Here is a 25116-nt window from a genome sequence, read left to right as displayed (position 1 = left end):
GACGGTAAATTCCTTTGCTAACTACTTGCTCTGCAGGCGGTCGAGGATGTCGTTGAGCTCGTTGGCCGGGCGGCTGACCTCAACGGCGGTGCCGCGGGAGTCCTCCTGGACCGCCTCGGTCACGGCCGGGTCGTGCCACAGCTCGGCGAGCTTGACGTAGGTCGGGTTTTCCACGTCCTCGGCGCGGGAGGCGAACACGTTGATGTACGGCTCGCCCTGCTCGGAGCCCGGGTCGTCCTGGAAGATGGCCTGATCCGGCTCGATGCCGGCGCGGTCCAGCCAGGAGTTGTTGATAATTGCCGGGCGGCCCTCGCCGTACGCAGACGGGGTCTGGGATGCGTCCACCGGGACCACGGAGACCTTGGACGCCTCGGTGTCTACATCGACCGGAGCCGGCGCGTACTCGTCAGCGCCGTCCTTCAACTCCAGCAGGCCTGCCTGGACCAGCACGTTGATGGCGCGGCCCTGGTTGGTGTCGTCGTTGGGGATGGCCACCTCTTCGCCCTCAATGCCGTCGAGGGAGTCGTGATCCTTCCAGAACAGGGCGAGCGGGTAAATCTCGGAGGAGCCAACGACCTTGAGGTCGTTGCCGGAGTCCTTGTTATAGGAGGACAGGTAGAGGATGTGCTGGAACTTGTTCAGGTCCAGCTCGCCCTGCGCGAGCGCCTCGTTGACCGGGGCGTAGTCGGAGAACTGGACGATGTCCAGGTCGATGCCCTCGTCGGCGGCTAGGTCCGAGAAGACGGACCACGCCTTCTGGTCCGCATCCGTGGTGCCGATCTTGACGGTGACGTTGCCGTCGCCGTCGGTGTTCTGGCCGGCCGTGTCGTCGGACTCGTTCGAGCAGGCGACGAGGCTGGTGGCAAGAAGGGTGGAGGCCGCGATCGTGGCGAGAGTGCGCGAGATACGCATGTTGGCTCCTTTGTTGAGTTCGGGAATTGTTGACGGATAGAAATCTAGCACCCAATGTACCGCTTAGTCTATTTTTGCGGGATATTGCTTACTAAGCTGTCTATCTTGTCTTTGGAATTGGCCCATGCGTATCTCTGCGAGCTGTGTTTGCTTCGGCATTTTGCGCGTCCGTTGCGATGCGGCGCAGCGCGTCGCGCAGATGGTCGGTTTCGGGGCTGGAATCCATGAGTAGTTGAGTGTCTAAATCGCGATATACCCAGAGCAAATGCCATGCAAGATCGTCCCAGTCCGGCGCACCGGTGATGAAGCTAGAGCCGTGATCAGTAGCTTCGATCTCTGAGCGGTACGGGGAGGGGATTCGGGCGGCGACTTCTTCCGGGGCCGCTGTGAGTTGGACGCGAGCCACGCAGCTGAAACGTTGTGCGATGTTGGCGCTTAAAGCTGGAGGTGGGGCTTCTCGAGGGCTAAACCTGCCGCAAGTTCCCCGGCCACAGCGTGATCACCGGCGTCGATGGCGTGCTCTGCCCGCCTGGCATGGCCATTCGTCTCGTCGAGCGGCACCGATTTTCTGGTCGTTGCACCGCGCGCAGACGACGTCTGGCTCAACCACTGCGCGCTGCGCGCCGGGTACGTCTGTCGCAAGTGAACCTCTCCGGCGGTAACGACCCCAAATCGCCGCGACGTATGCATGAGAAGACGTGGCCAAGCTACGTGCTGCGGGAGTTAGAGGGTCTGTGCCCGTTAGTCTCAGTCCATCTGGAGCACGGTGCGAAGCTCCTCGAACAGCTCTGGGCGCAGCCGGTGTATGACCGTCCTGCCCTGGCGGCTCTTTTCTAGGAGACCGGCCTCGGTAAGCATTTTGAGGTGGTGGGAAACTGTCGGTTGGCTTAGCCCAGAGCGCTGCGTGAGTTCGCCCACGCTCATCGGTTCGCAGCCATCTTCGGCGATCCTGGAAAGTAGTTGCAGCCGGCCGGGGTCCGCTAAAACTTTGAATAGGGCCGCGTAACGCGTCGCGTCGTCTTCGGAGAGCAAGCCGGAGCCCAGCGAGCAGCAGTCGAGGCCGGTGTTTTCTGTGGTGGCGACGTAATCGTTCATTCTTCCTACCTCGTCATATTGACAGTGATAAATATGCTGTTTAGTGTTCGTTTTGAATGCTGTCAATAGATAAGGATTCCAGATGGAAGACACAACCTCTCAGCCGGTAGAGCGTATGTCGTTTCTTGACCGCTTCCTGCCGGTGTGGATCATGCTCGCCATGGCGGCGGGCCTCGCCCTCGGCCGAGCGGTGCCGGGGCTTTCGGGCGCACTTGAGAGTCTCGAAGTCGGAAGCATCTCGCTTCCGATCGCGCTCGGCCTCCTGGTCATGATGTACCCGCCTTTGGCCAAGGTGCGCTACGACAAGACCCGCGAGATTGCCACCGACAAACGTCTCATGACCGTGTCCATCATCTTGAACTGGATTGTCGGCCCCGCGTTCATGTTCGCGCTCGCCTGGATCTTCCTGCCAGATGCCCCGGAGCTGCGCACCGGTTTGATCATCGTCGGTCTCGCCCGCTGCATCGCCATGGTGTTGGTGTGGTCCGACCTCGCCTGCGCTGACCGGGAAGCCACCGCAGTGCTGGTAGCTATCAACTCGGTGTTCCAGGTGGTCATGTTCGGCGTACTCGGCTGGTTCTACCTGCAAATCCTGCCTGCCTGGCTGGGGCTGGAAACCACCTCGGTGAAGTTCTCGTTCTGGGCGATCGTGTCCTCCGTGCTGGTCTTTTTGGGTATCCCGCTGTTGGCCGGGCTGCTGTCTCGCATTATCGGCGAGCGCACCAAGGGCCGCGACTGGTACGAAAACACCTTCCTGCCCCGGATCTCCCCACTCGCGCTGATCGGCCTGCTGTACACAATCGTCCTGCTTTTCTCGTTGCAAGGCGACCAGATCCTCTCCCAGCCGTGGACGGTGGCACGGGTGGCGATCCCGCTGCTGTGCTACTTCGTCGGCATGTTCGCTATTGCACTCGTGGTAGCCAAACTGTCCGGCATGGACTACGCCCAGTCGGCCTCGGTGGCGTTCACGGCTGCCGGCAACAACTTCGAGTTGGCCATCGCAGTGGCGATCGGCACGTTCGGCGCCACCTCCGCCCAGGCGCTGGCGGGCACCATCGGGCCGCTTATCGAGATCCCTATCCTCGTCGGCCTCGTCTACCTCATGCGTGGGATCGGCCCGAAACTGTTCCCGGGTGACCCAACCCTGCCCAAATTGTCCTAAGGAGACGTTATGAAGCCCTCAGTCTTGTTTGTGTGCGTCGGCAACGGCGGAAAGTCCCAGATGGCGGCGGCGCTCGCCGAGAAGCACGCGGGTAGCCAGCTCGGCATCCACTCCGCGGGCACCAAACCTGGCACGTCGCTGAACCAGGAATCGGTCGAGGCGATCGCAGAGGCCGGCGCCGACATGTCGCACGGCACGCCCAAACCCATCGATCCGGAACTGCTGCGCAGCGTTGATCGCGTTGTGGTGCTCGGCGAAGACGCGCAGGTGGACATGCCCGACGACGCACGCGGCACGCTGGAGCGCTGGCGTACCGACGAACCCTCGCTCCGCGGCATCGAAGGCATGCAGCGCATGCGCCTCGTACGCGACGACATTGACGCCCGTGTGCGCTCGCTTATCGACGAACTCCTGTAACGGCCTTTAATACGCCGGAGTCATCGGGATGCGCTGCTTATTGCGGAACCGTGACGCCTGCATGCGTGCCGGCGACGTGCCGCGGTAGTGGGTGGTGGAGGGGGAGGTTGCGTACTTCGGATTGCTGGACGGTTTTCGGGAGCGTTGCTTCTCGATCCTCACACCGCCGCATTGTGGCACGAATTACACGATTGTGCTTTGTGAGTGGTTGCTTTGTGACCCTTCGGCCTGCGCCCGCAGCCCGTCGATAAACACGTCTACGAGCCACCCCCTGCTACGGGCGAACACCTCTTCTGCGATGGTTGGCAGCGGCCGCGACAGTGTGATGATGCCGAAATGGAAGTCTAGGACGTCGAGGTCGCCGGGGCACAGCCCGTACTTTTTCGCCTCCGTGAGGAGGGGACGGTAGAGGGCTTTTACCTTTTCTATCAGTATGTTTCGTTCCTCTTGGCCCATGTGGGGTGCGAACACGGGCAGGAATTCTTGGCCGACGGCAGGGAAGCCGTTGTCCACCATCTCAGTGATGGCGCAGCGCCACGTCGCCTCGGGGGCGCCGGGGAGGCGGGGAACGTGCTTGTCTACGATCGCGCGCATCTTGTCGATGATGTTTTCCAGCACCGCGCGGTAGAGGTCATCCTTGGTAGGGAAGTGGCGGCTCGCGGTGGCAACACCCACCTCTGCTTCCTTCGCAATGGTGCGCAGCGAGACCTTCGGCCCCATCTGGGCAATGAGCGTCGTGGCCGCCTCTACAAGCGCTTTGTGGTTTTCAGCAGCATCTTTTCGCATATCCGGCACTTTACCCTTGACAACCGAAAAATGAAACAATATGATACACTTCGTAAAAGCGAAACAGTCTGTTCCACTTGGAGGAAACGATGAGCACAACCGTGGTGCAACAGGAAACCGCCACCACCGATGGCAGCCGCATCAACAACACCAACAGCACCGTGAAAAAGACCATCGCCCTGATTTTGGGCCTGCCGATAATCCTCGGCCTCATGCTGTGGGCGTTTCTTGCGCCCACCTTCGCCTCCGGCCCGGACGGGGTGCCGGTGGCAGTGGCGGGGCCGGAGCCGGTCGTTGAGAAGCTGCGTGCTCAGGCGGAGCAGCAGGAGGAGCACCCGGACTTCGTCGTGGTGAGCTCACAGGACGAGGCTGAAGATATGGTGCGAAACCGCGACGCGGTCGGCGCGATCGCAATCGGGCAGGGCAGCGCCACGGTCTACACCGCTTCCGGTAACGGTGCACCGTACGTGCAGATGCTCAATGGCCTTGCCCAGAACATGCAGTCCTCCGGCATGCCGGTGGAGACCGAGGATCTCGCCCCCACGACCGAGGATGACCCGCAGGCCCAGGGCCTCGCGTTGCTCGGCCTGCCGCTCGCGTTCGGTGGCGTGATCTCCGGAATGCTTGCAACCGTGCTGCTTCGTGGCCGCAAGTGGTCGAAGGTCGCAGTCATCACGGGTGTGTCCATCCTCGGCGCGGGTGTTGCGGTTTGGATGCTGCACGGCATCTACGGCTCGCTCAGCGGCAGCGTGGGCATGGAGTGGCTGGCTATCGCTGCCGGCATCGCCGCAACCTCGTCGGTCACCGCCGGTCTTGGCGCACTTCTTGGCGTGCCGGGTGCTGGCCTCGGCGCGGTGCTGACCATCTTTGTGGCTAACCCGCTGGCCGGCCTGGCCACAGGCCCATGGCTGCTGCCGGCCGGCTGGTCCGCACTGGGCCAGCTCATGCCGATTGGTGCGACCGGCTACCTCGTGCGCTCGCTGAGCTTCTTCGACGGCGCGGACGCGCAGGGTTCCTGGATCGTCCTGTGCAGCTGGATCGTCGTTGGCCTGATTCTGCTGGCCTTCGACCGTTCGAAGGAGAAGACCGCGTAGGTTGTCTCCACCCAAACACCCGTCGAGCGTCGGCGGGTGTTTCTCATGTCCTGTTAGATTCGGCGCACATGGCTTCGCGCGGCATGCGGGACATGCGGACATCATGCGCGAGGAACTTGATGGCGCGCAGGCGGCTGAGCTTCTTGCCGCAACCGAGGGGTGGGAGCCTAACGAGTACGTCACCCCCTGGGCGAGGTAGCACGGAGGTTCGAAACCTGTTAGCGTTTCGAACATGCGATTCAATGGAGGCGCGCCACTTTCGTGGTCCAAGCTGGAGCGGATCCTCTCCGGCGCGGAGACGGCTGCACCCGTGCCGGTGCAGCACACCGCGCCTGCTCAGAGCCCGCAGCGCGTGTCGAGCACCTCGCGCGTCCCGTTCGCCGAGCTCCACGCCGTGAGCGCCTACAACTTCCTCTCGGGTGCGAGCGAGCCGGAGGAGATGGTCGCGCGAGCCTCGGCACTGGGCGTCGAGACGCTCGCGCTGCTGGACAGGGACGGTTTTTACGGGGCGGTAAAGTTCGCGGAGGCCGCCGCGGCTGCAGGAGTGGGTACCGTCTTCGGTGCGGAGCTGACCCTGGACGGGCGCGTCCTCCCCGTCATCGCACGCGGGCCCGAGGGCTACAAGCGCCTGTCGCACCTCATGGCGGAGGCGCACATGGCAACGCGCGAGAAGGATAAGGTGGCCTACCCGCCGTTGGAGCTGATCGGCGAGGAACTCGGCGGGACCTGCGTGGTGCTGGCGGGCTGGCAGTGGACAGAAGAAAAGGGTGCCATCGATCGCCTGGTCGATGCGTTTGGGCCCGGAAATCTCGTGCGCGAGTATGAGGTGTCCATGACTCCGCAAGACGCGGAGCATCACGAGCTTTTGGACCGTCACGACACACTGCCCGCCATTGTCACTGCAGCCCCCGGCGCAGCCACCCGGGAACACGCGCGCCTCGCGCAGGCCAAGCGCGCGCTCGCCAGGCGCGACTCGCTCGCCCAGGCCAACGGCTACCTGCATCCGATGGGCGCGAACTGGCTGCGTTCCGGCGAACAGCTCGCCCGCATGCTCCCGGGCTGCGAGGACGCGCTCGCCTACACGGTGGAGCTGGCGAAGCAGTGCGCGTTTACGCTCAACCTGGTCGCCCCGGAACTGCCGCGCTTTGATACCCCGGACGGGCGCAGCGAGATGGAGCACCTGCGCGCGCTCACCCTCGCCAGCGCGAAGCTGCGCTACGCCTCCTGGTCGGAGGAGGTCCGCGCCAAGGCGCTGGCGCAGATCCGCTACGAGCTGGACGTGATCCAGGAGCTGAACTTCCCCGGCTACTTCCTCATCGTCCACGACTTCGTGGAGTTCTGCCGCCGCGAGAATATCCTCTGCCAGGGCCGGGGCTCGGCGGCCAACTCGGCGGTGTGCTTCGCCCTTGGCATCACCAACGCGGAGCCGATCTCTGCCGGGCTGCTTTTCGAGCGTTTCTTGTCCCCGGACCGGGAGGGCCCGCCCGACATTGACATCGACATCGAGTCCGGCCGCCGCGAGGAGGTCATCCAGTACGTTTATGCCAAGTACGGGCGCGACAACGCCGCGCAGGTGGCCAATGTGATTACGTACCGCCGCAAGGGCGCGGTGCGGGACGCGGCTCGCGCGCTGGGGTACGCGCAGGGGGCCGCGGATGGGTGGGCCAAGGGCGTTGAGGAGGTGCCTGGTAGCGTCGATAAGCTTGCTGCTCAGTTTGAAGGGCAACCCCGCCACCTGGGCATTCACTCGGGCGGCATGGTGATCTGTGACCGCCCGATCGCCGATGTGGTGCCCGTGGAGTGGGCGCGTATGGAAGGGCGCTCGGTGGTGCAGTGGGACAAGGACGACTGCGCGTCGGCAGGCTTGGTCAAGTTCGACATGCTGGGCCTGGGCATGCTCGAGGCGCTGCACCACATGATCGACCTGGTGCGCGACACCACCGGTCGCGAGGTGCACCTGTGGGAGCTTTCGCTTGACGACGCCCACGTCTACGACATGCTCTGCCGCGCCGATGCCGTCGGCGTGTTCCAGGTGGAGTCGCGCGCGCAGCTGGGCACCCTGCCCAGGCTCAAACCGCGCGTGTTCTTCGACCTGGTCGTGGAGGTCGCGCTCATCCGCCCCGGACCGATCCAGGGCGGCTCCGTCCACCCCTACCTGCGCAGGCGCGATGGCCTCGAGCCGGTGGTGTACGACCACCCGGTGCTGGAGAAGTCGCTGGGCAAGACGCTCGGCATCCCGCTGTTCCAGGAGCAGCTCATGCAGATCGCCGTCGACGCCGCGGGCTTTTCCGGCCGCGAGGCGGACGCGTTGCGGCGCGCCATGGGCTCCAAGCGCTCACCCGCCAAAATGGCCGCGCTGAAAGCCCGCTTCTTCCGCGGCTGCTGGGAGACCAACCAGATCGGGGAGGAGGTGGCGGAGAAGCTGTGGACCAAGATCGTTGCCTTCGCTGCCTACGGGTTCCCGGAGTCGCACTCGCAGTCGTTCGCGTCCCTGGTGTACTTCTCCGCCTGGTTCAAGCGCTACTACCCGGCGCAGTTCTGCGTGGGCCTGCTGCGCGCGCAGCCGATGGGGTTCTACTCGCCGCAGTCGCTCATCCAGGACGCGCGGCGCCACGGCGTGACCGTGCTGCCGGTGAGCGTGAACGAGTCGGGCCGCGAGGCGCGCTGCCTGGACAACGAGACGATCCGGGTAGGGCTGAACCTGGTGCGCGGGCTTGGCGACGCGGCCGCCGACCGCGTCGAGGCTGCCCAGCCGTTTAGCGGGATCCCGGACCTGTCGCGCCGGGCGGAACTGAAGGTGGAGCAGGTCGAGGCGCTCGCGCGCGCCGGGGCGCTCGACTGCTTCGACGTGGACCGCAGGCAGGCACTGTGGCAGGCGGGCGTGGCCGCCACCGAGCGCGAAGGCATGCTGCCCGGGCTCTCCGCCATCGACGCGCCCGCGCTGCCGGGGATGAACGCGTTCGAACTGCTCGCCGCCGATGTCGCCGCCACCGGGGTAACGCCGGATGCGCAACCGATGGAGGTACTGCGCGACCAGCTCCAGGCTGCGGGGATCCTGCGCGCGGTGGACCTGAAGCGCGTGGAGGACGGCACCCGTGTGCGCATCGCCGGGGTGGTGACGCACCGGCAGCGCCCGCACACTGCCCAGGGCCTGACGTTTTTGGGGATGGAGGATGAGACGGGCTTGCTTAACGTGATGGTCTCGCCTGGCCTGTGGGGCAGGCAGCGGGTGCTCGCGCGCACGTCGCGGGCGTTGATTGTGCGCGGCATCGTGCAAAACGCCACCGGCGCGGTCAGCGTGGTGGCGGACAAGTTCGAGCCGCTCGAGGTAGGGGAGTGGCTCTCGCGTGGCTCGCGCGACTTCCGGTAGGCATGCGCTGAGTCTTTGGTAGGTTGACCACCATGTCAACCACCCCGATTCCGCAAGAACCCGCGGTTCCGCAGCTGCCGACGTCCGTGGAGCAGATGCACCGCGTCTCGCCGAAGCTGATGGTGCCGAAACTGGTCTCCAACACGATCTGGGCGCTGATCGTCCTGGGCTTTCTCGGCTTCGCCTGGTGGAAGTGGGGCTGGGGCTGGGCCATCCCGCTCGGGGTGTGCGCGGTCTACTTCGTCTGGCAGTACTTCCTCATCCCGTTCCAGGTGCGCAACATGGGGTGGCTGGAAACCGAGGATGACCTGGTGCTGAGCAAGGGCAAGATGTGGCACACCATGACGGTCATCCCGTACGGCCGCGTGCAGTTTGTCGACGTCACCTCCGGCCCCGTCGCCCGCGCCCTCGGATTGAAAAAGCTGGTGGTCAACACCGCGTCCACCACCTCGGATGCCAGCCTGCCCGGCCTGCCGGAGGCGGACGCGGATGCGCTGCGTGATCGCCTGGCCGCCAAGGCTCGCGAACGGATGAGTGGCCTGTGACTCAGCCTGCGCAAGACCAGAAACAGCACCAGCCCCAGTACCGCAGGGTCCACCGCCTCACCCCGCTGCTGCGCGTGTGGACGACGCTGCTTGCCCTGCTCGCCATCGCCGTTTTCAACTTCACCATGCCGATCTATCACTGGCTGGAAGAGGAAGACGTCGGGCTCACCGACGCCGCGTGGGCGCTCGGTGCCGCGGTGCTCGCCCTGATCGTCATCTTCGGGGTGTCGCAGCTGTGGTGGGCGCGCACGGGTTTTCGCGTCGACGACGAGGAGATTGAGATGCGCCGCGGCGTGCTCACCACGCAGATCCGCACGGCGCGCTATGACCGAGTCCAGGCCGTAGACATTGTCGAGCCGTTCGCCCCGCGCCTGTTCGGCCTGGCCGGTGTGCGCATCGAGGCCGCCGGCGGCGCGCAGGCCAACATCGAAATCGCCTTCCTCCCGCGCGGCGAGGCCGAGTCGCTGCGCAAAGAGATCCTCGCGCGCATGCACGGGCAGGCCCCGCTTGACGACGCCACATTTACCGTCCCCACCGCATCCCCCGACCTCGTCGCGCCGATCCCCATCAAGCGCTCGCTCGCCGCGGCGGCGCTGCAGTTTTCCACGCTGTTCACGCTTGCGTGGGCAAGTATTCCGATCTGGTCCGGCCTGACCATCGCCGCGGTCGTGCCGGTGGTGGTGAGCTTCCTGCCGCAGATCTGGCGCACGATCGACCAGTCGTGGCGCTTCAACTCCTCCCTCGACGGCGACGTGGTCAACCTGACCTTCGGGCTGGCCAACCGCCGCCGCCAGGCGGTGCCCCTGGACCGGATCCACGCGGTGCAGCTGAAACAGTCCATGCTGTGGCGCCCGTTCGGGTGGTGGCAGGTCACGGTGACGGTGGCGGGGTACGGCTCTGAAATGAACAAGGCCTCGGGCACCTCGAAGCTGCTCCCGGTGGGCACCTACGAGCAGGCCGCCCGCGTGGTCAACGCGATCGGCCCGCTCACCGCCGCCGAACTCACAGGGCCGGCCGTGCCCACTGTGCCTACTGTGCCTACTGTTACCGTCTCAGCGCGCAGCCCGCGCCAGGCACGCTGGGTCTCCCCGGTGGATTGGCGGCAGCAGAGCGTCGCGGTGGATAGCGGCCGAGGCGTTGCGCGTGTGACCTTCGGGCGGCTGACCCGCCGCTTCCAGGCAGTCAAGATCCCGCACATCCAGGAGCTCACCTACAGGCAGGGCCCGTGGCAGCGCCGGCTCGGCCTGGCGCACGTGCGCTTCGACCTCGTCCCAGGCGCGGTGAAGGTCACCGCCCGCGACCTAGACGACGCGCAGGCGCGCACGCTTGTCGACGCCCTCCGCGCCCGCACCCTGCCCGCCCTGGAGCCCACGGACGTGATAGGTGAGGATGCGGTTGATGGGGTGGCAGAGGGGCGTCGATAAGCGGTGAGCTAGGTGTGGAGGGTGAGGCCCCAGTGCTCGATGGCCCCGGCGATCTCCATCCCACCCAGCATGGTCTTGTTGGTGTCCGAGCCGTTGGAGGTCACGCCGAGCGCCCACGCGCCCTGGTTGTTGACAGCGAAGATCGCGCCGCCCGAATCGCCGCGGTCCGAGATGTTGCGGAAGTAGAACTGCCCGTCGTGGCCGATCTCGGTGAACTCGCCGCAGGAGTAGCCGGTGGTCGCGCCGAGGCGGCAAATCGCCATGCCCTGGCGCTGCGCCTCCTGCGGGGTGATCCAGCCTTGCAGCGGGCGGTCCAACGGCAGCGAGGACGAGTACTGGGATTCGCCAGAAAGCTCGATGAGCCCGATGTCCGCGCCGAATTCGGTGGTCCGCTGGTCCTGCTGCCACAGCGACTCCACCATCGTGCCCGCGCGCGTCCAATTGCCGTTGGAATCCTTGACGTAGAAGTCGTCGCCAACCAGGCCACAGTGGCCCGCGGTGATGATAAAGAGGCGGTCGCCCTTGGATGCGAGGAAGCCCGTTGAGCACTCAGTGTCCGTCGTGGCGTTGTGGATCATGCCGCCTGGAACGACCCCGCCCGGCGCCTGGAGCCATTGCCAGTCCGTGGAGTTGTGGTAGTAAATGCCCAGGTTATCGTCGCGTCCGCGCTGGCCGGACGCGTCGTTGTCCGGGTCGATCGCGCGCCGATCGATGGGTGGCTCGGCCGAGCGCTGCGCGGAGGACGCGGTCGATCTGGACGTGGTCGGCTTGGATGAGGTCGAGGTATCCGCCTCGACGGGCGCATTGAGCATCTCCGAGATCTCGGCGGCGGCGGAATTCTGGGAGGAGGTCGTGGGCTCTGAATCGCCCGGGTCGCCCGAGTCGCCGCAGCCGGCCAACAGCGCCGCGGTGCTGAGCGCGGCCGCGACTGCGGCGAGGCTGCGACGACGCTGTGCCGTCAGAGTGGGAAACATGTGCGCCTCTTTTCAAAGCGTTGTGTGTAAACGGGGGAACAGGGGCAAATCCTAACAGTCGGGGTGTACGCTACATCACTATGAGCGGATCTGAGTCGCACGAACGTGCGACAGTGCTGAGTGCAAACGTCGCCCGCCCGCAGCGCGACCCGGGCGGGGCGGCGCGGCAGAGTGGCATTCATAAGCAGCCTGCCGAGCGGCTCGACGTGATCATTCCGGGGCCGCACTACGGCGACGGCAGCGGCGTGGTCGGCGACACGGTGGGGGACACCGCTCACCACGGCGGGCTGCAGAAGGCGGTCTACGTGTTTAGCCGCGAGCGCCTCGACTGGTGGGGCAACCAGCTGGGGTACCCACTGGACAACGGCATGTTTGGTGAGAACCTTACGACCCTGGGCATCGACTGGACCGCAGTGCTGATCAACCAGCGCTTCCGCATCGGCGAGGTGGAGCTGGAGGTGAGCGTGCCGCGCTCGCCGTGCCGCACGTTCGCGGCGTGGATGGGGGAGCCGCAGTGGGTGAAGGCGTTTACCTTAAGCGGGGACTGTGGCTGCTACTTTCGCGTGAACAAGGAGGGCGCGATCACGCCGGGCGATGCCATCGAGGTGCTGGACGAGCCTTCGCACGGGTTCACCATGGGCGAGGCGTTCCGTGCGAAGATGGGCGACGCGGAGTTGTCGCGGCGCTTGTGGGAGCTACGCATCATGCCACCGATGTATCAGCAGCGGTTGGACGCCCGGTTCGGGTGAGGCTTGGCCTAGACAGGCCTACACCCCACCGGGGAACCCCAGCTGCCGCCACGCCTCAAATACTGCGACGGCCGCCGAATTAGACAGGTTCATTGACCGCCGGCTGGGCAGCATGGGAATCCGCACCTGGTCAGTGACCTTTGGGTGGTGGCTGTGTGCCTCGGACAGCCCGGTGGGTTCGGTGCCAAACAGGAGCGCGTCGCCGTCCCGGTAGGCAACGTCGTGGTAGTACGTGGTGGCCTTGGTGGTGAACGCGAAGATGCGCGCTCCGTCCAGCGCGGCAAAGCAGGCCTCTATATCTGGGTGGATCTGCACGTCCGCGAGGTCGTGGTAGTCCAGGCCCGCGCGCTTGAGGTGCTTGTCGTCGAAGTTGAAGCCGAGGGGCTCGACCAAGTGCAGGACGGCACCAGTATTGGCGCACAGTCGGATCGCGTTGCCGGTGTTGCCGGGGATGACTGGGTTATCAAAGATGACGTGAAGTGCGCACACACCGACAGTCTAGGATGGGGTGCGTGACTGCGATCAAATTGGACGGAAAACTCTACCGCGAGGAGATTTTCGCGGACCTTGAGGCTCGCGTTGCTCGTCTCAAGGAGGAACACGGCGTGACCCCGGGCCTGGCCACCGTGCTGGTGGGGGAGGACCCGGCGAGCCAGAACTACGTGCGTATGAAGCACCGCGACTGCGAGGAACTCGGCATCGCCTCCATTATGAAGGAGCTGCCAGGCGACACTACGCAGGAGCAGCTCGAGCAGGTGATCACGGAGCTGAACGAGGACGATGCCGTCACCGGCTACATCGTCCAGCTCCCGCTGCCCAAGCACCTGGACGAGAATCGCATCCTCGGGCTCATTGATCCGGCCAAGGACGCCGACGGCCTGCACCCGGTGAACCTGGGCAAGCTCGTCCTCAACGAGCCCGCCCCGCTGCCGTGTACCCCGAACGGCTCGATCAAGCTGCTCGAGCGCTTCGGCGTCGACCTGGACGGCGCGATCGTCTGCGTCATCGGGCGCGGGGTGACCGTCGGCCGGCCGATCTCGCTGATGCTCACCTCCCGCGACGTCAACGCCACCGCCGTCCTGTGCCACACCGGCACGAAGGACCTCGCCGCAGAAACGCGCCGCGCCGACGTTATCATCGCCGCCGCAGGCAAGCCGCACATGATTACGGCCGACATGATTAAGGAGGGGGCAGCGCTTCTCGACGTCGGCGTGTCCCGCGTCGACGGCAAGACCGTCGGCGACCTGCACCCGGATGTGTGGGACAAGGCCGGCTGGGTCTCCCCGAACCCGGGCGGCGTCGGCCCGATGACGCGCACCTTCCTGGTGCGCAACATCGTGGAAAGCGCTGAGCGCGCCGCCGGCATCGCGTCCGACGCGTAAAGGTTGGGGCATTCGTGCTCTCACTCGATAACCCCCACGACATCGGCAACCCTCCCTCGCGCCTCCCCGATTGGGCACAGTGGGCGATGGTTGCCCTCTTTGTCGTGGGGTTTGTCGCCTCCGCACTGTTCGCGGCCACGGAGCACTGGCGCCGCGCGACGTTTGTGCTGGGGGCGTCGATGATGTGGCTCGCGGTGATGCGCTACGCCTGCGACTCGCGCATCGTCGGCTTGCTCGCCGTGCGCTCGCGCCGGGCGGACGCCGTCTTCTGTGTGTGCTGCGGGCTGGCCATGGTGCTACTCGCGGGTACCGTCGACTCGCTGGGGTCATGATTTGTGGCGGCCACCGGCGGACCGTGTTCACACAAACTTCATACGGGATTTTCCCGGAAGTAACATTGAATGCCTACCGTCTACCGGGTGTTTGTAAAGAAACGGTCACTTCCCGCGCTTGCGCTTTGCGTTGCCGCAGCGCTCGCGCCCTTTCCGCACGCGGGTGCCGCGGCGGTTGCGGCCCCCGACTACCAGGTAAAACTCCGCCTGAGTGATACCGCCGTCGGCGCGGACGGCGCACCGTCCGCGCAATTCCGCTCCTTCTTCGACGTCCGTGAATCCTCTGGGGCGGAGCAGTCAGTGTACTTCGACACCGCCGACGGACTCCTGGCCAACCACGGGTGGACGGCGCGCCTGCGATACAAGGACGGCGCGCAGGGATACGACGTGACGTATAAATATCGCCTGCCACTCGAGGGCAATTCGGTGTCCTCCGAAAGCGTCGGTGCCGGGCTGGAGGAGGCCCGCAAGCAGAACTTTGACGCGTCGGACACCAACTACGCGGCGCAAGTGAACGCGAGCTACGCGACGTCGACGCTGGACTTCAGCACCAAGAAGAGCGCGGCGTGCGTGACTGCGCAGTGCGAGATTCCGTCTGCCGATAAGGCCGTGGCAATTGTGAAGGACCTGGAACCCGGGAAGTTTGCAAAGGCGACCGGCACTACGCTGGCGGCGTCGGACCTCAAGATGACGCAGACCGTCGAGCAGCGTACGTGGCGCGTCGAGATCGGCGGCGTGAAGACGGATCTGGAGATCGCCACATTCGGCGGCCAGGTGTGGGCCGAGATCTCCGAGGAGGAGACCTCCCGCAAGGACGCGGTGCGCAAACGCGACACACTAGTTGCGGAGCTGGACCGGGCAGGCCTGCTCGTGCACGAGGACGCATTTAAGACCGGCAACGTGATTGAAAGCGGGTGGCAGCAGTGACGACGGCGCAGGTCGAATTGGACAGCGTGCGGCGGGAGTTTCCTGACGGGACGGGGTTGCACGCGACGTCGATAAGCATTGCGAAGGGCGAGTTCGTCTCCATCCTCGGGCCCTCTGGCTGCGGCAAGTCCACGATGCTGCGCTGCATCGCGGGGCTGGAGACGCCGGATGCCGGCACGATCACGTTTGCCGGGCGCGAGGTGTTCGGGCCGAAGACGAACACCCCGGTGAACAAGCGCAACCTGTCGATGGTGTTCCAGGACCTGGCGCTGTGGCCGCACATGACCGTGGCGAAGAACGTGGAGTTCCCGCTGACCACGGGGGCCGCGAAGGTGGACGCGAAGGAGCGCGAGCGCCGCGTGGCGGAGGCCATGGAGATGGTCAATATTGCCTCGAAGGCGGACCAGCGGCCGAACGAGCTGTCCGGCGGGCAGCAGCAGCGCGTGGCGATCGCGCGTGCGCTGGTGTCGCAGCCCGACCTGCTGCTCATGGACGAGCCGCTGTCCGCGCTGGACGCGGCGCTGCGCACCCAGATCCGCAGCGAACTCACCCGGCTGGCGTACGACCTGGACCTCACCGTCATTTACGTCACGCACGACCAGGCCGAGGCGCTGGCCATGTCGGACCGCGTCGCCGTGATGAACGAGGGCGAGGTCCGTCAGTTCGCCGCGCCGGTGGAACTCTACGACCACCCGGCGGACTCGTTCGTCGCCGGGTTCGTCGGCGTGACCAACACGCACGACACGCTACCGGACAACCGACCCGAAAACGTGCAGGTCACGGTGCTGGATGATGGAAAGCGCCCGGAATCGCTTCCGGAGAACTCCGTCATTGGCGAGGTCGTCGAGCGGCAGTACACCGGCGGGCGGTACGAGATCCGCTGCCTGGTGGACGGCGCCCCCGAGCCGTGGCTCGCCTACACCCGCGCGCCGATCGGGCGCGGGGATACCGTCCTGCTGACGGTGACCACACCGTAACCACCCGTCATCACGTCCTCCTCCTGGGCCGACCGGCCTGCGAGCACTGAACAAGAACTTTTAGGAGACAACAATGAAGAAGATTGCTGCCGCCATCGTCGGCCTGACCGCAGCGCTCACCATGACCGCCTGCGGTTCCGTCGAGTCCGCCGACAACGCGGAATCCACCGGCTCCGAAGGCGCCTCCGAGAGCCAGGCCGTATCCGCCGAGAAGTGGGAGGCCCCGGAAGGCCTCTCCGGTGAGCTGGACTACTACTCCGCGAACCCGCAGGGGCTTACCGACGCCCTCGTCGAAGCCTTCGAGGAACGCACCGATGTGAAGGTCAACGTATTCGCCGACACCACCGGCAAGATCACCGCCAAGCTCAAGGCGGAGGAAGCGAACCCGCAGGCCGACGTGGTCTACCTGGCGTCCTGGAAGGCGGCCGCGAAGCAGGCAGAGGCCGGCGCGCTCGAGGCGTACAAGCCCGCCAACATTGAGAACTCCAACCCGAAGTGGAACGCGCAGGACGACACCTTCCACGGCCGCGACGGCTCCGCGCTGACCCTGGTGGCCAACACCGACGTCATCGACGAGGCCCCGACCGACTGGGAGGACCTGGCCGACCCGAAGTACAAGGACATGGTCATCATGCCTGACCCGCGTGAGTCCGGCACCGCCGCCGACCTGCTCGCCGCCATGGTTGCAGAGTGGGGCGAGGACAAGACCTGGGAGCTCTTTGACAAGCTGTTTGACAACGGCATGATCGTCGAGGGCGCCAACGGCCCGGCGCTGGACAAGGTCACCTCCGGCTCCAAGGGCATCGTGCTCGGCGGCGTGGACTACTCCGCGTACTCCAAGAAGGACAAGGGCGAGGCGTTGGAGATCAGCCTGCCGCTGTCCGGCACCACGGTCTCCCCGCGCCCGGTGATGATCATGAAGACCTCCGACAACAAGGAGGCAGCACAGGCCTTCGTCGACTTCATGTTCTCCGAGGAAGCGCAGCAGATCTCCGCGTCCAAGTACATGATCCCGGCGAACCCGGAGGTCGAGCCGAAGGAAAGCCCGAAGCTGGACGAGATCACGCAGATCTCGGACGACTGGGAGGCCATCTCCGCTGAGTCCAAGAACGTTCGCGAGCAGTTCGCCGAGCGTTACCTGTAACACCCACCCGCGGCGCGACTGGCGCCGCCTGCGCGAGGAGCGAGGAAGTACGTGACGACCTTGAACACGGGAACGCCGGGAACGCCGCTGGCCGAGCCGGGAACGCTGTCGGCCGAGCCAGGAAGCAACAACGCGCGGGCGGGGCGGCGCCCGGGGCGTAACACCAGGCGGGGCAACGGCCCCGGCATCTACGTGGTGCTGCTCCTTCTCCTCGTCCTCGTCGCTGCCCCGCTGCTCTCCGTGCTGGTCACCGCGGTGACCGGCTACCGCGATGAGCCGTCCGCGCTAGGCGAGCTGGTCGAGCCCGGCATGCTCAAGGTCCTGGGTAACACGATTGTGCTCTCGCTCATCGTCGTCCTCTTCGCCACGCTCTTCGCCGCCCCACTCGCCCTGTTCCGCGCCTGGACCCCCATGCGCAAGGCGGGCTGGGTGGAGGTGCTCATCATGGTGCCGTTCATGACCCCGCCGTTCGCCGCGGCGATGGCGTGGATGGACTTCACCCGCGTGCGCGGCGTGGCCGACATGCTGCTCGGCGAGACGCTCGGCGGGTTCGCCCACGACGCCATCTACTCCGTCTGGGGCATGGGCTTCATCATGGCGGCGGAGCTCTTCCCGTTCCTCTACCTCATCCTGCGCAACTGCTTCGAGGGCATCCCCGCCTCGCAGCTGGAGATGGCGCAGGTGGCGGGCGCGTCCCGCTGGCAGCAGTTCACCCGCATCATCGCGCCGATGGTGGTCGGCCCGTACTCGTTGGGCGCGCTCATCGTCTTTATCAAGGCGGCCGGCGAGTTCGGCACGCCGGTGACGCTGGGTAACGCAATCGGCTACAAGGTGCTCGTGTCCTCGATCTACGAGGACGTGACCATCGACCCGCTTAGCTTCAGCAGCGCGGCCGCGACCTCGTCCGTGCTGTTCGCCCTCGGCGTCACAGCGTGGGCCATCCAGCAGTGGGCGAGCCGGAAAGACCTGACCGGAGGGGGAAGGGCGTCGCGGCCGGTGAGACTGCGGGCGTCGAAAAGCGCAATGGCCCTCGCTTGGGTCTACAGCATGGTGGTGTTTGCCCTGTCCGTGTTCATCCCGTACATCTCCATCGTCCTGGCGGCGATGACGATCCTGCGGTCCAAGGCGCCGACGCCGAACAACCTCACCTTCGACTACTTCGCCATCGTGCTGTCCATGCCGTCCGCGCAGGAGGCGCTCACCCGCTCGATCGTGCTCGGCGCGATCGGCGCGACGACCGCGGTGCTGGTCGCCCTCGCGATCACGCTGCTGACCATGCGGCGCTCCACTGTCGTGGCAAAGCTCACCGACTTCCTCGCCGTCGCCCCCGACACCGTGCCCGGCATCGTCCTGGCCATCGGCTTTATCCTCCTGTGGAACTCCCCCAACCTGCCGTGGACACCCTACGGCACCCAGATCATCCTGGTCATGGCGTTTACCGTACTGTTTACGCCGATGGCGGTGCAGAACGTGAAGACGTCCGCGGCATCCATGTCGCCGACGATGTTGGAGGCCGCCGCGATCTGCGGCGCCACCCCGGCGCAAACCTTCACCCGCGTCACCGTGCCGCTGCTGGCGCCAGGCCTGTTCGCCGGCTGGCTGCTCGCCTTTTTCGTGGGCATCCGCGAGCTGGTCATGTCCTCACTCATCCGACCGAGCAACATCAACCTGCTCGCGCCGTGGATCATGAACCAGTACGACCAGGGCCACCGCGCCGAAGCGATGGCGATGACGCTCATCGGCGTCGGCACCTCGACACTCGTGCTCGTGCTCGTGCGCTGGTGGCAGTCCCGCCACGCGCGTTAACCTGGTCCAATGACCGCTCCGATCCTCGTCCTGGCAGACATCCACCTTGGCCGCCCGCAATCCGGCGCGAAGAAAACTGGTCCCGGCATCGAGTGGGCGCTCGAAGCGCTGCAGCGCGGGGCGCAGGCAGGGGCTGCGCACTTTGTGATGCTCGGCGACGTCATCGACCGCTCCCGCTTCACCAGCGCCACCTTCGGCGAGGTCACGCGCTTCTTCGCCCGCGCCCTCGAGCTGTTCGACACCACCGTCTTCATCGCCGGCAACCACGACGTCCACCACGACCTCTCCGCAGTGATCCCGCCAGGTGTCGCTGTGGCGGGCACGCGGCCGCAGACGATCCGCGCGGGCGGGTGGGCGCTGCACACCGCCGCCGTTGAGGTGGACCGCGACCCGCGCCGATTGGTGCCGTCGTTTCCTTCGCGTATCAGCGGCGCGCCCAACCTCGGCCTCCTCCACACCTCCGTCACCGGCGAATACTCCAACAACGCCTGCTTGCCCTGCGACGTTGAGGAGCTCGAGACGCGAGGCTACGACGCTTGGGCGCTCGGCCACGTGCACCAGCGGATCGAGCTGGACGCGGCCGTGCCCGTCGGCTGGGTGGGTATGGGGCGCGGGCTCATCGCCACGCTTGACGACGCCCACGTGACCCTCCGCGACCTCTGAGTTTTTCCTAGATGTCGTAGTCGCCGCGGGCGGCCGCGATGTCGTGCGCGGACGGGGCCTCGCGGGTCAGCGCGATGAAGTTGCGCAGGACGCGGTCCATCTGGCGCGCCTCGACGAGGAACGCGTCGTGGCCGACGGGCGAGGACAGCTTCGACATCGCGAGCAGGTTGCCCAGGTTGCGGGAGAGGTGTTCCTGCTGGTGGTAGGGGTAGAGAATGTCGGTGTCAACGCCCACGATCATTGTGGGCACGGTTGATGAGGCCAGCGCCTTGTTCAGTCCGCCGCGCCCGCGGCCCACGTCGTGGCGGTTGAGGGCCTCGGTGAGGGTGACGTAGGAGGCGGCGTCGAAACGCTCGGTGAGCTTGCGGCCCTGGTGCTCCAGGTACGACTGGACAGCGAAGCGCTCGCCGTCCTCGCGGTAGGTGCCGAGCGGATTTTCGCCAGGCTGGGCGGAGGTGCCGAAGCGCTCGTCGATCTCCAGCTCGCCGCGGTAGGTGAGGTGTGCCAGGCGGCGGGCGGCTGCCAGGCCCGCATCAGGTGCGCGACCCGTGCCGTGGTAGTTCCCGCCCTGCCAGTCCGGGTCCTGCGTGATCGAGGTGATCTGCGCCGTCTGGATCCCAATCTGCCACGCGCTTGCGCGCGCGGAGACGGCAATCACCAGCGCGTAGTCCACCTGCTCCGGGTAAAGCAGCGTCCATTCCAGCGCGCGGGCGCCGCCCATCGAGCCGCCCAGGATCGCGTGCACGCGCGAGATACCCAGGGCTTCGAGGAAGCGGTGCTCGGCCAGCACCATGTCGCGGATGGAGACGGCAGGGAAGCGGGAGCCCCACACTCCGGTGCCGCCCGGGTAGGGGGACGCCGGACCCGTCGACCCGTAACAGGAGCCGAGGGCGTTGGTGCAGATCACGCACCACTCGTCGGTGTCCAGCGCCTTGCCGGGGCCGATCGCTTCGCACCACCAGTCGGAGGCGTCCGGGTCGCCGGTCAGTGCGTGCTCGACAAGCAGGATGTTGTTGGTGCCGTTGGGGTCACCGGCCGGCTCGCCCCATCGTCGGTAAGCAATTTGCGCCTCGTCGATCTGGGCGCCTGCCTCGGTGCGGAGGGTGCTGATGTCGACGGTGGCGAGCTGGCCCTCGGGGGCGAGTGTGAGCATGGGGTCCGCCTAGATCGCCGCGAATCCGCGCTTGAGGTCGTCGATGATGTCGTTGATGTCCTCGATACCTACGGACAGGCGGACCGTGGCCTGGCTGATGCCGGCGCGCTTGAGCCCCTCCGCGTTGGACTGCGAGTGGGTGGTGGAGGCCGGGTGGACCACCAGGGAGCGCACGTCGCCGATGTTGGCCAGGTTGGAGTGGAGCTTGAGGGCGTCGATAAACGCCCAGGCCTTGATGCGATCGTCCGGGTCGCCCGCGACCTCAAACGAGAGCACGGAGCCAGTGTGAGCGAGGCCGAGCTTGTCCTTGACAGCCCTGTACGGGGAATCCGGCAGGCCGGCGTAGTTGACCTTCGCCACCTTGTCGTGGTTGGCCAGGAACTCGGCGACCGCAGCAGCGTTCTCGTTGTGCTTGTTCACGCGCAACTGGAGGGTGTCCAGGCCCTGCAGCGCGACCCACGCGTTGAACGGGGAGATCGCGGCGCCCGTGTCGCGCAGCAGACCAGCGCGGGCCTTGAGTGCGAACGCGGGCGCGCCCAGGTCGGCGTACTTCAGGCCGTGGTAGGCCGGGTCCGGGGTGGTGAAGTAGGGGAAGACGTCCTCGCCGTCGCGCTGGACGGTCCAGTCGAAGGAGCCGCCGTCGATGATCGCGCCGCCGATGGCCGCGCCGTTGCCCGTGTAGAACTTGGTGGTTGAGACCACGACGACGTCCGCGCCCAGCTCGATCGGGCGCACGAGCGCGGCGGTGGCCATGGTGTTGTCCACGATCAGCGGGACCTGGTTGGCGTGCGCAACCTCGGCCACCGCCGGGATGTCCAGGATGTCCGCGATCGGGTTGCCGAAGGTCTCGCCGTAGAAGGCCTTGGTGTTGGGGGTGACGGCGGCTTGCCAGCTGGCCGGGTCATCCGGGTTGTCCACGAAGGTGACATTGATGCCCAGGCGCGGCAGCGTGACCTGGAAAAGCGTCTCGGTGCCGCCGTAGAGGCGCGGGGAGGTAACGATGTGGTCGCCGGCCGAGGCGAGGTTGAGGATCGCGGCGGTCTCCGCGGCCATGCCGGAGGCGAAAGCGACGGCGGCGACGCCGCCCTCCAGGGAAGCGAGGCGATCCTCCAGCGCCTGCTGGGTGGGGTTTGTCAGGCGTGTGTAAATCGGGCCCGCGTCCGAGAGGTTAAAGCGGTTCTCCGCGTGCTGCGCGTCGTCGAAGACGTAGCTGGTGGTCATGTAAATCGGCTGGTTGCGCGCGCCGGTATCGGAGTCGACGGGCTGGCCTGCGTGGATGGAGCGGGTGGCGAAGGCCCACTCGTTGGCGTTGGAGTTGTCGTAGTTGCTCATGGCCCCTGACCGTAACGCGCGGTCGGTCCGTTGTGTACCAAGCTGTCTATTTTGCGTGTTAAACGGCTGAATAAAATTGGGGTGGTTTGCCCAGCTCGTGAGAGTGTGATGTGCGTTGTGGTGAGCGGGGATGTGATCTGGGTTACATTAGGTGGTGTGCTGGACACCGCTTAAGAATTCGAAGCTGTAAGGAGACACCACGTGCCAACCCAACCCGCAGACCACGTCCGTGAAGACATCCGACTGCTCGGGCGGGTGCTTGGCCGGGTGATCGCCGAACAGGAGGGCCAGGAAGTCTTCGACCTGGTTGAATCCACCCGCCGCACCGCCTTCGACATCGCGCACGGCGACGCCACCCCGGATGACCTGCTCGCCGTGCTCCGCGAGCTGGACATCACGAACGTGAACCTGGTCGCCCGCGCGTTTAGCCACTTCGCGCTGCTGACCAACCTCGTCGAGGACCTGGACGACGAGAAGGTCCCCGCCCCGGTGTCGCTGCGCAACACGTTCGCGCACCTGCACGACAGTGGGGTGGGCGCAGATCGGGTCGCCGAACTGGTCGCCGGCGCGCAGGTCTCGCCGGTGCTCACCGCGCACCCCACCGAGACGCGCCGGCGCACCGTCTTCGACACCCAGACACGCATCAAACGCCTGCTCAGCGAGCTTCACGCCGGTGCGGACCCCGAGGCGATCGAGCGCGAGATGGAGCTGCGCATGACCCTGCTGTGGCAGACCGCCCTCATCCGCATCGCGCGCCCGCGCCTCGAAGACGAGATTGACGTCGGCCTGCGCTACTACAAGCTCTCGCTGCTCGAGCAGATCCCGGAGCTCAACCGCGCCATCCAGCAGTTGCTTGCCGACGCCACCGGGACCGTCCCTGCACTCACCCCGGTCCTTCGCCCGGGCTCCTGGATCGGCGGCGACCACGACGGCAACCCGTACGTCAACGCCGAAACGCTGACCTACGCCACCCGCCAGGCCGCCGACACAGCGTTGGCACACTACCTGGACGAACTGGCCGCCCTGGAGCGCGAACTTTCCCTGTCGGACCGCTATTCCACCTGCTCGGCAGAGCTTTCCCAGCTCGCCGACGCCGCCGACAACACCGCCGAGTCCCGCGTGGACGAGCCCTACCGCCGCGCCGTGTACGGGATCCGGCACCGCGTTGCGGCGACGCGCGCGGCGTTGGCGGGGGAGCAGGTGGGCGTCGACAAGCATGATCCATACGCTGACCCCGCGGAACTGCTCGCCGACCTGGACTGCATCGACGACTCGCTGCGTGCGCACGGCGGCGCGATTATCGCCGATGACCGGCTCGCGCGCCTGCGCTCGGCCGTGACCACCTTCGGCTTCCACCTGTACACGCTGGATCTGCGGCAGAATTCCGAGTCCTTCGAGGCGGTCGTGGTGGAGGTGCTCGCGACAGCCGGTGTCTGCGAAAACTACGCGGAGCTCGTGGAGGAAGACCGAGTGGAGGTGCTCGTCGAGGAGCTGCGCACACCGCGGCCATTGCTGCGCGCCGAGGCGCAGCTTAGCGACGCCACGCGCAAGGAAATGGGTATCCTCACCGCAGCAGCACGCGCCGTCCGCGACCTGGGGCAGGGCGCGGTCACACAGTGCATCATCGCCATGACGGGGGCGGTCTCCGACATCCTCGAACCCATGGTGCTGCTCAAAGAGGTCGGGCTCGACGCGGTCAACGTTGTGCCGCTGTTTGAAACGATCGACGACCTCGCGCACGGCGCGCGCATTCTCGAAGACCTCTGGTCGCTGCCTTTCTACCGCGACTACCTGCGCGAACGTGGCGACGTGCAGGAGGTCATGCTCGGCTACTCCGACTCCAACAAGGACGGCGGCTACCTGCAGGCCAACTGGGCGCTGTACGACGCCGAACTCGCCCTCGTCGAACTCTGCAACCGCCACGGCATCCGCCTCCGGCTCGCGCACGGCCGTGGCGGGGCGGTCGGACGCGGCGGCGGGCCCACCTACGACGCCATCCTCGCTCAACCCAAGGGCGCGGTTGACGGCTCGATCCGCATCACCGAGCAGGGCGAAATCATCTCGGCCAAGTACGGCTCGCCAGAGACCGCCCGTCGCCACCTCGAGGCCTTCGTCGCCGGCGCCCTCGAGGCCTCCCTGCTGGACACGGAGCCGATCGCCGACCCGACCCGCGCCTACGACATCATGCGCACGCTTGCCGCCTACTCCGGCGAAAAGTACAACGAACTCATCGGCGACCCCGGCTTCATCGACTACTTCACCCAGTCCACCCCGCTCCACGAGATCGGCGAGCTCAACCTCGGCTCCCGCCCCGCCTCGCGCAAACAAACCACTGCGATCTCCGATCTTCGCGCCATCCCCTGGGTCCTGTCTTGGGCGCAGTCGCGCACCAATGTGCCCGGCTGGTTCGGCGTCGGTACCGCGGTGGAGCGCTGGGCGGGCGAGAGCGAAGCACGCTGGGACGAGCTGCGCGAACTCTACCGTGACTGGCCCTTCTTCCGATCTGTAATGGCAAACATGGCGCAGGTGATGGCGAAAGCGGAGATGTCGCTGGCTCGCCTCTACGCCGACCTGGTCGAAGACGCTGATGTCGCTGAGCGGATTTTCGGGCTCATCTCCGACGAATTCGAGCGCACTCGCCAGGTGTACTTCCGTATCACCGGGCACACGGACCTGGTTGCCGAGAATCAGCGGCAAGCCCGCTCGCTGAAACGCCGATACCCCTACCTACTGCCGCTCAACGCCGTCCAGCTCGAGCTGCTTCGCCGCTACCGCGCCGGCGACGAAACGTTCCTGGTCTCCAAGACCATCCAGGTCACCATGAACGGGCTCGCCACAGCGCTGCGCAACGCGGGGTAGGTTTCCGCGAAGT

The 25116-nt window shown here is 66.1% G+C and carries 23 protein-coding genes; 15 read left to right on the top strand and 8 right to left on the bottom strand.

Annotated features, from left to right (window positions below):
• Positions 1 to 21 precede the first annotated feature (21 nt).
• Positions 22 to 912, bottom strand: coding sequence for a MetQ/NlpA family ABC transporter substrate-binding protein (locus CKJ84_RS05085; protein ID WP_095536507.1), 891 nt, complete (start codon positions 910 to 912; stop codon positions 22 to 24).
• A gap of 747 nt (positions 913 to 1659) precedes the next feature.
• A complete protein-coding gene (locus tag CKJ84_RS05080) occupies positions 1660 to 2007 on the bottom strand; it encodes a helix-turn-helix transcriptional regulator (RefSeq protein ID WP_095537205.1) in 348 nt (115 codons plus the stop codon).
• Between the two features lie 82 nt (positions 2008 to 2089).
• Here CKJ84_RS05080 and arsB point away from each other — a divergent pair, with 82 nt between their 5' ends.
• Positions 2090 to 3169 carry an ACR3 family arsenite efflux transporter gene (arsB, locus tag CKJ84_RS05075; RefSeq protein WP_095537204.1) on the top strand — a complete coding sequence of 360 codons (1080 nt, stop codon included), beginning with the start codon at positions 2090 to 2092 and terminating at the stop codon, positions 3167 to 3169.
• A gap of 9 nt (positions 3170 to 3178) precedes the next feature.
• Positions 3179 to 3586 (top strand): low molecular weight phosphatase family protein, encoded by a 408-nt coding sequence (locus tag CKJ84_RS05070; RefSeq protein WP_095537203.1) that lies wholly within the window; start codon positions 3179 to 3181, stop codon positions 3584 to 3586.
• Between the two features lie 6 nt (positions 3587 to 3592).
• Here the strand turns inward: CKJ84_RS05070 and CKJ84_RS12205 are convergent, their stop codons facing one another.
• The gene (locus CKJ84_RS12205) at positions 3593 to 3748 is read right to left on the bottom strand and encodes a hypothetical protein (protein ID WP_158221608.1); all 156 of its coding nucleotides are present in this window, start codon (positions 3746 to 3748) and stop codon (positions 3593 to 3595) included.
• 21 nt (positions 3749 to 3769) lie between these two features.
• On the bottom strand, positions 3770 to 4372 hold the full coding sequence (locus CKJ84_RS05065) for a TetR/AcrR family transcriptional regulator (RefSeq protein WP_095536510.1): 603 nt from the start codon (positions 4370 to 4372) through the stop codon (positions 3770 to 3772).
• An 89-nt stretch (positions 4373 to 4461) separates the two neighbouring features.
• Here CKJ84_RS05065 and CKJ84_RS05060 point away from each other — a divergent pair, with 89 nt between their 5' ends.
• The 4 genes from CKJ84_RS05060 (at position 4462) to CKJ84_RS05040 (ending at position 10805) form a co-directional block, all read left to right on the top strand.
• Complete coding sequence (locus tag CKJ84_RS05060; protein WP_231699057.1) at positions 4462 to 5466, top strand: ABC transporter permease; 1005 nt, start codon at positions 4462 to 4464, stop codon at positions 5464 to 5466.
• 232 nt (positions 5467 to 5698) lie between these two features.
• Positions 5699 to 8836 carry an error-prone DNA polymerase gene (locus CKJ84_RS05050; protein ID WP_095546129.1) on the top strand — a complete coding sequence of 1046 codons (3138 nt, stop codon included), beginning with the start codon at positions 5699 to 5701 and terminating at the stop codon, positions 8834 to 8836.
• A gap of 32 nt (positions 8837 to 8868) precedes the next feature.
• Positions 8869 to 9381, top strand: coding sequence for a PH domain-containing protein (locus CKJ84_RS05045; protein WP_233125502.1), 513 nt, complete (start codon positions 8869 to 8871; stop codon positions 9379 to 9381).
• Positions 9378 to 10805 carry a PH domain-containing protein gene (locus CKJ84_RS05040; RefSeq protein ID WP_095277730.1) on the top strand — a complete coding sequence of 476 codons (1428 nt, stop codon included), beginning with the start codon at positions 9378 to 9380 and terminating at the stop codon, positions 10803 to 10805. Before CKJ84_RS05045 ends, CKJ84_RS05040 begins: the two co-directional genes overlap by 4 nt.
• Positions 10806 to 10813: 8 nt before the next feature.
• Here the strand turns inward: CKJ84_RS05040 and CKJ84_RS05035 are convergent, their stop codons facing one another.
• Positions 10814 to 11779 (bottom strand): hypothetical protein, encoded by a 966-nt coding sequence (locus CKJ84_RS05035; protein WP_095277728.1) that lies wholly within the window; start codon positions 11777 to 11779, stop codon positions 10814 to 10816.
• A gap of 80 nt (positions 11780 to 11859) precedes the next feature.
• Here CKJ84_RS05035 and CKJ84_RS05030 point away from each other — a divergent pair, with 80 nt between their 5' ends.
• Complete coding sequence (locus tag CKJ84_RS05030; RefSeq protein ID WP_095277725.1) at positions 11860 to 12528, top strand: MOSC domain-containing protein; 669 nt, start codon at positions 11860 to 11862, stop codon at positions 12526 to 12528.
• Positions 12529 to 12546: 18 nt separating this feature from the next.
• Here the strand turns inward: CKJ84_RS05030 and CKJ84_RS05025 are convergent, their stop codons facing one another.
• On the bottom strand, positions 12547 to 13017 hold the full coding sequence (locus CKJ84_RS05025; RefSeq protein ID WP_095277722.1) for a tRNA (cytidine(34)-2'-O)-methyltransferase: 471 nt from the start codon (positions 13015 to 13017) through the stop codon (positions 12547 to 12549).
• A gap of 23 nt (positions 13018 to 13040) precedes the next feature.
• Between CKJ84_RS05025 and CKJ84_RS05020 the strand changes: the two genes are divergently transcribed.
• The 7 genes from CKJ84_RS05020 (at position 13041) to CKJ84_RS04990 (ending at position 19759) form a co-directional block, all read left to right on the top strand.
• Positions 13041 to 13910, top strand: coding sequence for a bifunctional methylenetetrahydrofolate dehydrogenase/methenyltetrahydrofolate cyclohydrolase (locus tag CKJ84_RS05020; RefSeq protein WP_186439346.1), 870 nt, complete (start codon positions 13041 to 13043; stop codon positions 13908 to 13910).
• A 14-nt stretch (positions 13911 to 13924) separates the two neighbouring features.
• The gene (locus tag CKJ84_RS05015) at positions 13925 to 14242 is read left to right on the top strand and encodes a DUF3017 domain-containing protein (protein ID WP_095277717.1); all 318 of its coding nucleotides are present in this window, start codon (positions 13925 to 13927) and stop codon (positions 14240 to 14242) included.
• Between the two features lie 69 nt (positions 14243 to 14311).
• Complete coding sequence (locus CKJ84_RS05010; RefSeq protein ID WP_133064808.1) at positions 14312 to 15169, top strand: hypothetical protein; 858 nt, start codon at positions 14312 to 14314, stop codon at positions 15167 to 15169.
• Complete coding sequence (locus CKJ84_RS05005) at positions 15157 to 16146, top strand: ABC transporter ATP-binding protein (RefSeq protein ID WP_233125501.1); 990 nt, start codon at positions 15157 to 15159, stop codon at positions 16144 to 16146. Before CKJ84_RS05010 ends, CKJ84_RS05005 begins: the two co-directional genes overlap by 13 nt.
• Positions 16147 to 16219: 73 nt before the next feature.
• On the top strand, positions 16220 to 17290 hold the full coding sequence (locus CKJ84_RS05000) for an ABC transporter substrate-binding protein (RefSeq protein WP_095277710.1): 1071 nt from the start codon (positions 16220 to 16222) through the stop codon (positions 17288 to 17290).
• A gap of 51 nt (positions 17291 to 17341) precedes the next feature.
• The gene (locus CKJ84_RS04995) at positions 17342 to 19096 is read left to right on the top strand and encodes an iron ABC transporter permease (protein ID WP_233125500.1); all 1755 of its coding nucleotides are present in this window, start codon (positions 17342 to 17344) and stop codon (positions 19094 to 19096) included.
• Between the two features lie 9 nt (positions 19097 to 19105).
• On the top strand, positions 19106 to 19759 hold the full coding sequence (locus tag CKJ84_RS04990; protein ID WP_095546128.1) for a metallophosphoesterase: 654 nt from the start codon (positions 19106 to 19108) through the stop codon (positions 19757 to 19759).
• A 7-nt stretch (positions 19760 to 19766) separates the two neighbouring features.
• Here the strand turns inward: CKJ84_RS04990 and CKJ84_RS04985 are convergent, their stop codons facing one another.
• Together CKJ84_RS04985 and CKJ84_RS04980 are read right to left on the bottom strand one after the other, a co-directional pair.
• Positions 19767 to 20912: a homoserine O-acetyltransferase gene (locus CKJ84_RS04985; RefSeq protein ID WP_095546127.1), complete on the bottom strand. Its 1146-nt coding sequence runs from the start codon at positions 20910 to 20912 to the stop codon at positions 19767 to 19769.
• Positions 20913 to 20921: 9 nt separating this feature from the next.
• The gene (locus tag CKJ84_RS04980) at positions 20922 to 22244 is read right to left on the bottom strand and encodes an O-acetylhomoserine/O-acetylserine sulfhydrylase (protein WP_095546126.1); all 1323 of its coding nucleotides are present in this window, start codon (positions 22242 to 22244) and stop codon (positions 20922 to 20924) included.
• Positions 22245 to 22445: 201 nt separating this feature from the next.
• Between CKJ84_RS04980 and ppc the strand changes: the two genes are divergently transcribed.
• On the top strand, positions 22446 to 25103 hold the full coding sequence (gene ppc / locus CKJ84_RS04975; protein WP_095546125.1) for a phosphoenolpyruvate carboxylase: 2658 nt from the start codon (positions 22446 to 22448) through the stop codon (positions 25101 to 25103).
• Positions 25104 to 25116 lie beyond the last annotated feature (13 nt).

It is taken from the genome of Corynebacterium sp. NML 120412 (genome assembly GCF_002285155.1).
Classification (GTDB): domain Bacteria; phylum Actinomycetota; class Actinomycetes; order Mycobacteriales; family Mycobacteriaceae; genus Corynebacterium; species Corynebacterium gottingense.
The sequence above is the reverse complement of the archived record's forward strand: the minus strand, read 5'-3'. Positions and strand labels throughout refer to the sequence as shown.

Excerpts from the sequence above, each read along its gene's own strand:
- CKJ84_RS05085 (WP_095536507.1), bottom strand. The coding sequence starts at position 912 with ATGCGTATCTCGCGCACTCTCGCCACGATCGCGGCCTCCACCCTTCTT.
- CKJ84_RS05080 (WP_095537205.1), bottom strand. The coding sequence starts at position 2,007 with ATGAACGATTACGTCGCCACCACAGAAAACACCGGCCTCGACTGCTGC.
- arsB (WP_095537204.1), top strand. The coding sequence starts at position 2,090 with ATGGAAGACACAACCTCTCAGCCGGTAGAGCGTATGTCGTTTCTTGAC.
- CKJ84_RS05070 (WP_095537203.1), top strand. The coding sequence starts at position 3,179 with ATGAAGCCCTCAGTCTTGTTTGTGTGCGTCGGCAACGGCGGAAAGTCC.
- CKJ84_RS05065 (WP_095536510.1), bottom strand. The coding sequence starts at position 4,372 with ATGCGAAAAGATGCTGCTGAAAACCACAAAGCGCTTGTAGAGGCGGCC.
- CKJ84_RS05060 (WP_231699057.1), top strand. The coding sequence starts at position 4,462 with ATGAGCACAACCGTGGTGCAACAGGAAACCGCCACCACCGATGGCAGC.
- CKJ84_RS05050 (WP_095546129.1), top strand. The coding sequence starts at position 5,699 with ATGCGATTCAATGGAGGCGCGCCACTTTCGTGGTCCAAGCTGGAGCGG.
- CKJ84_RS05045 (WP_233125502.1), top strand. The coding sequence starts at position 8,869 with ATGTCAACCACCCCGATTCCGCAAGAACCCGCGGTTCCGCAGCTGCCG.
- CKJ84_RS05035 (WP_095277728.1), bottom strand. The coding sequence starts at position 11,779 with ATGTTTCCCACTCTGACGGCACAGCGTCGTCGCAGCCTCGCCGCAGTC.
- CKJ84_RS05030 (WP_095277725.1), top strand. The coding sequence starts at position 11,860 with ATGAGCGGATCTGAGTCGCACGAACGTGCGACAGTGCTGAGTGCAAAC.
- CKJ84_RS05010 (WP_133064808.1), top strand. The coding sequence starts at position 14,312 with ATGCCTACCGTCTACCGGGTGTTTGTAAAGAAACGGTCACTTCCCGCG.
- CKJ84_RS05000 (WP_095277710.1), top strand. The coding sequence starts at position 16,220 with ATGAAGAAGATTGCTGCCGCCATCGTCGGCCTGACCGCAGCGCTCACC.
- CKJ84_RS04990 (WP_095546128.1), top strand. The coding sequence starts at position 19,106 with ATGACCGCTCCGATCCTCGTCCTGGCAGACATCCACCTTGGCCGCCCG.
- CKJ84_RS04985 (WP_095546127.1), bottom strand. The coding sequence starts at position 20,912 with ATGCTCACACTCGCCCCCGAGGGCCAGCTCGCCACCGTCGACATCAGC.
- CKJ84_RS04980 (WP_095546126.1), bottom strand. The coding sequence starts at position 22,244 with ATGAGCAACTACGACAACTCCAACGCCAACGAGTGGGCCTTCGCCACC.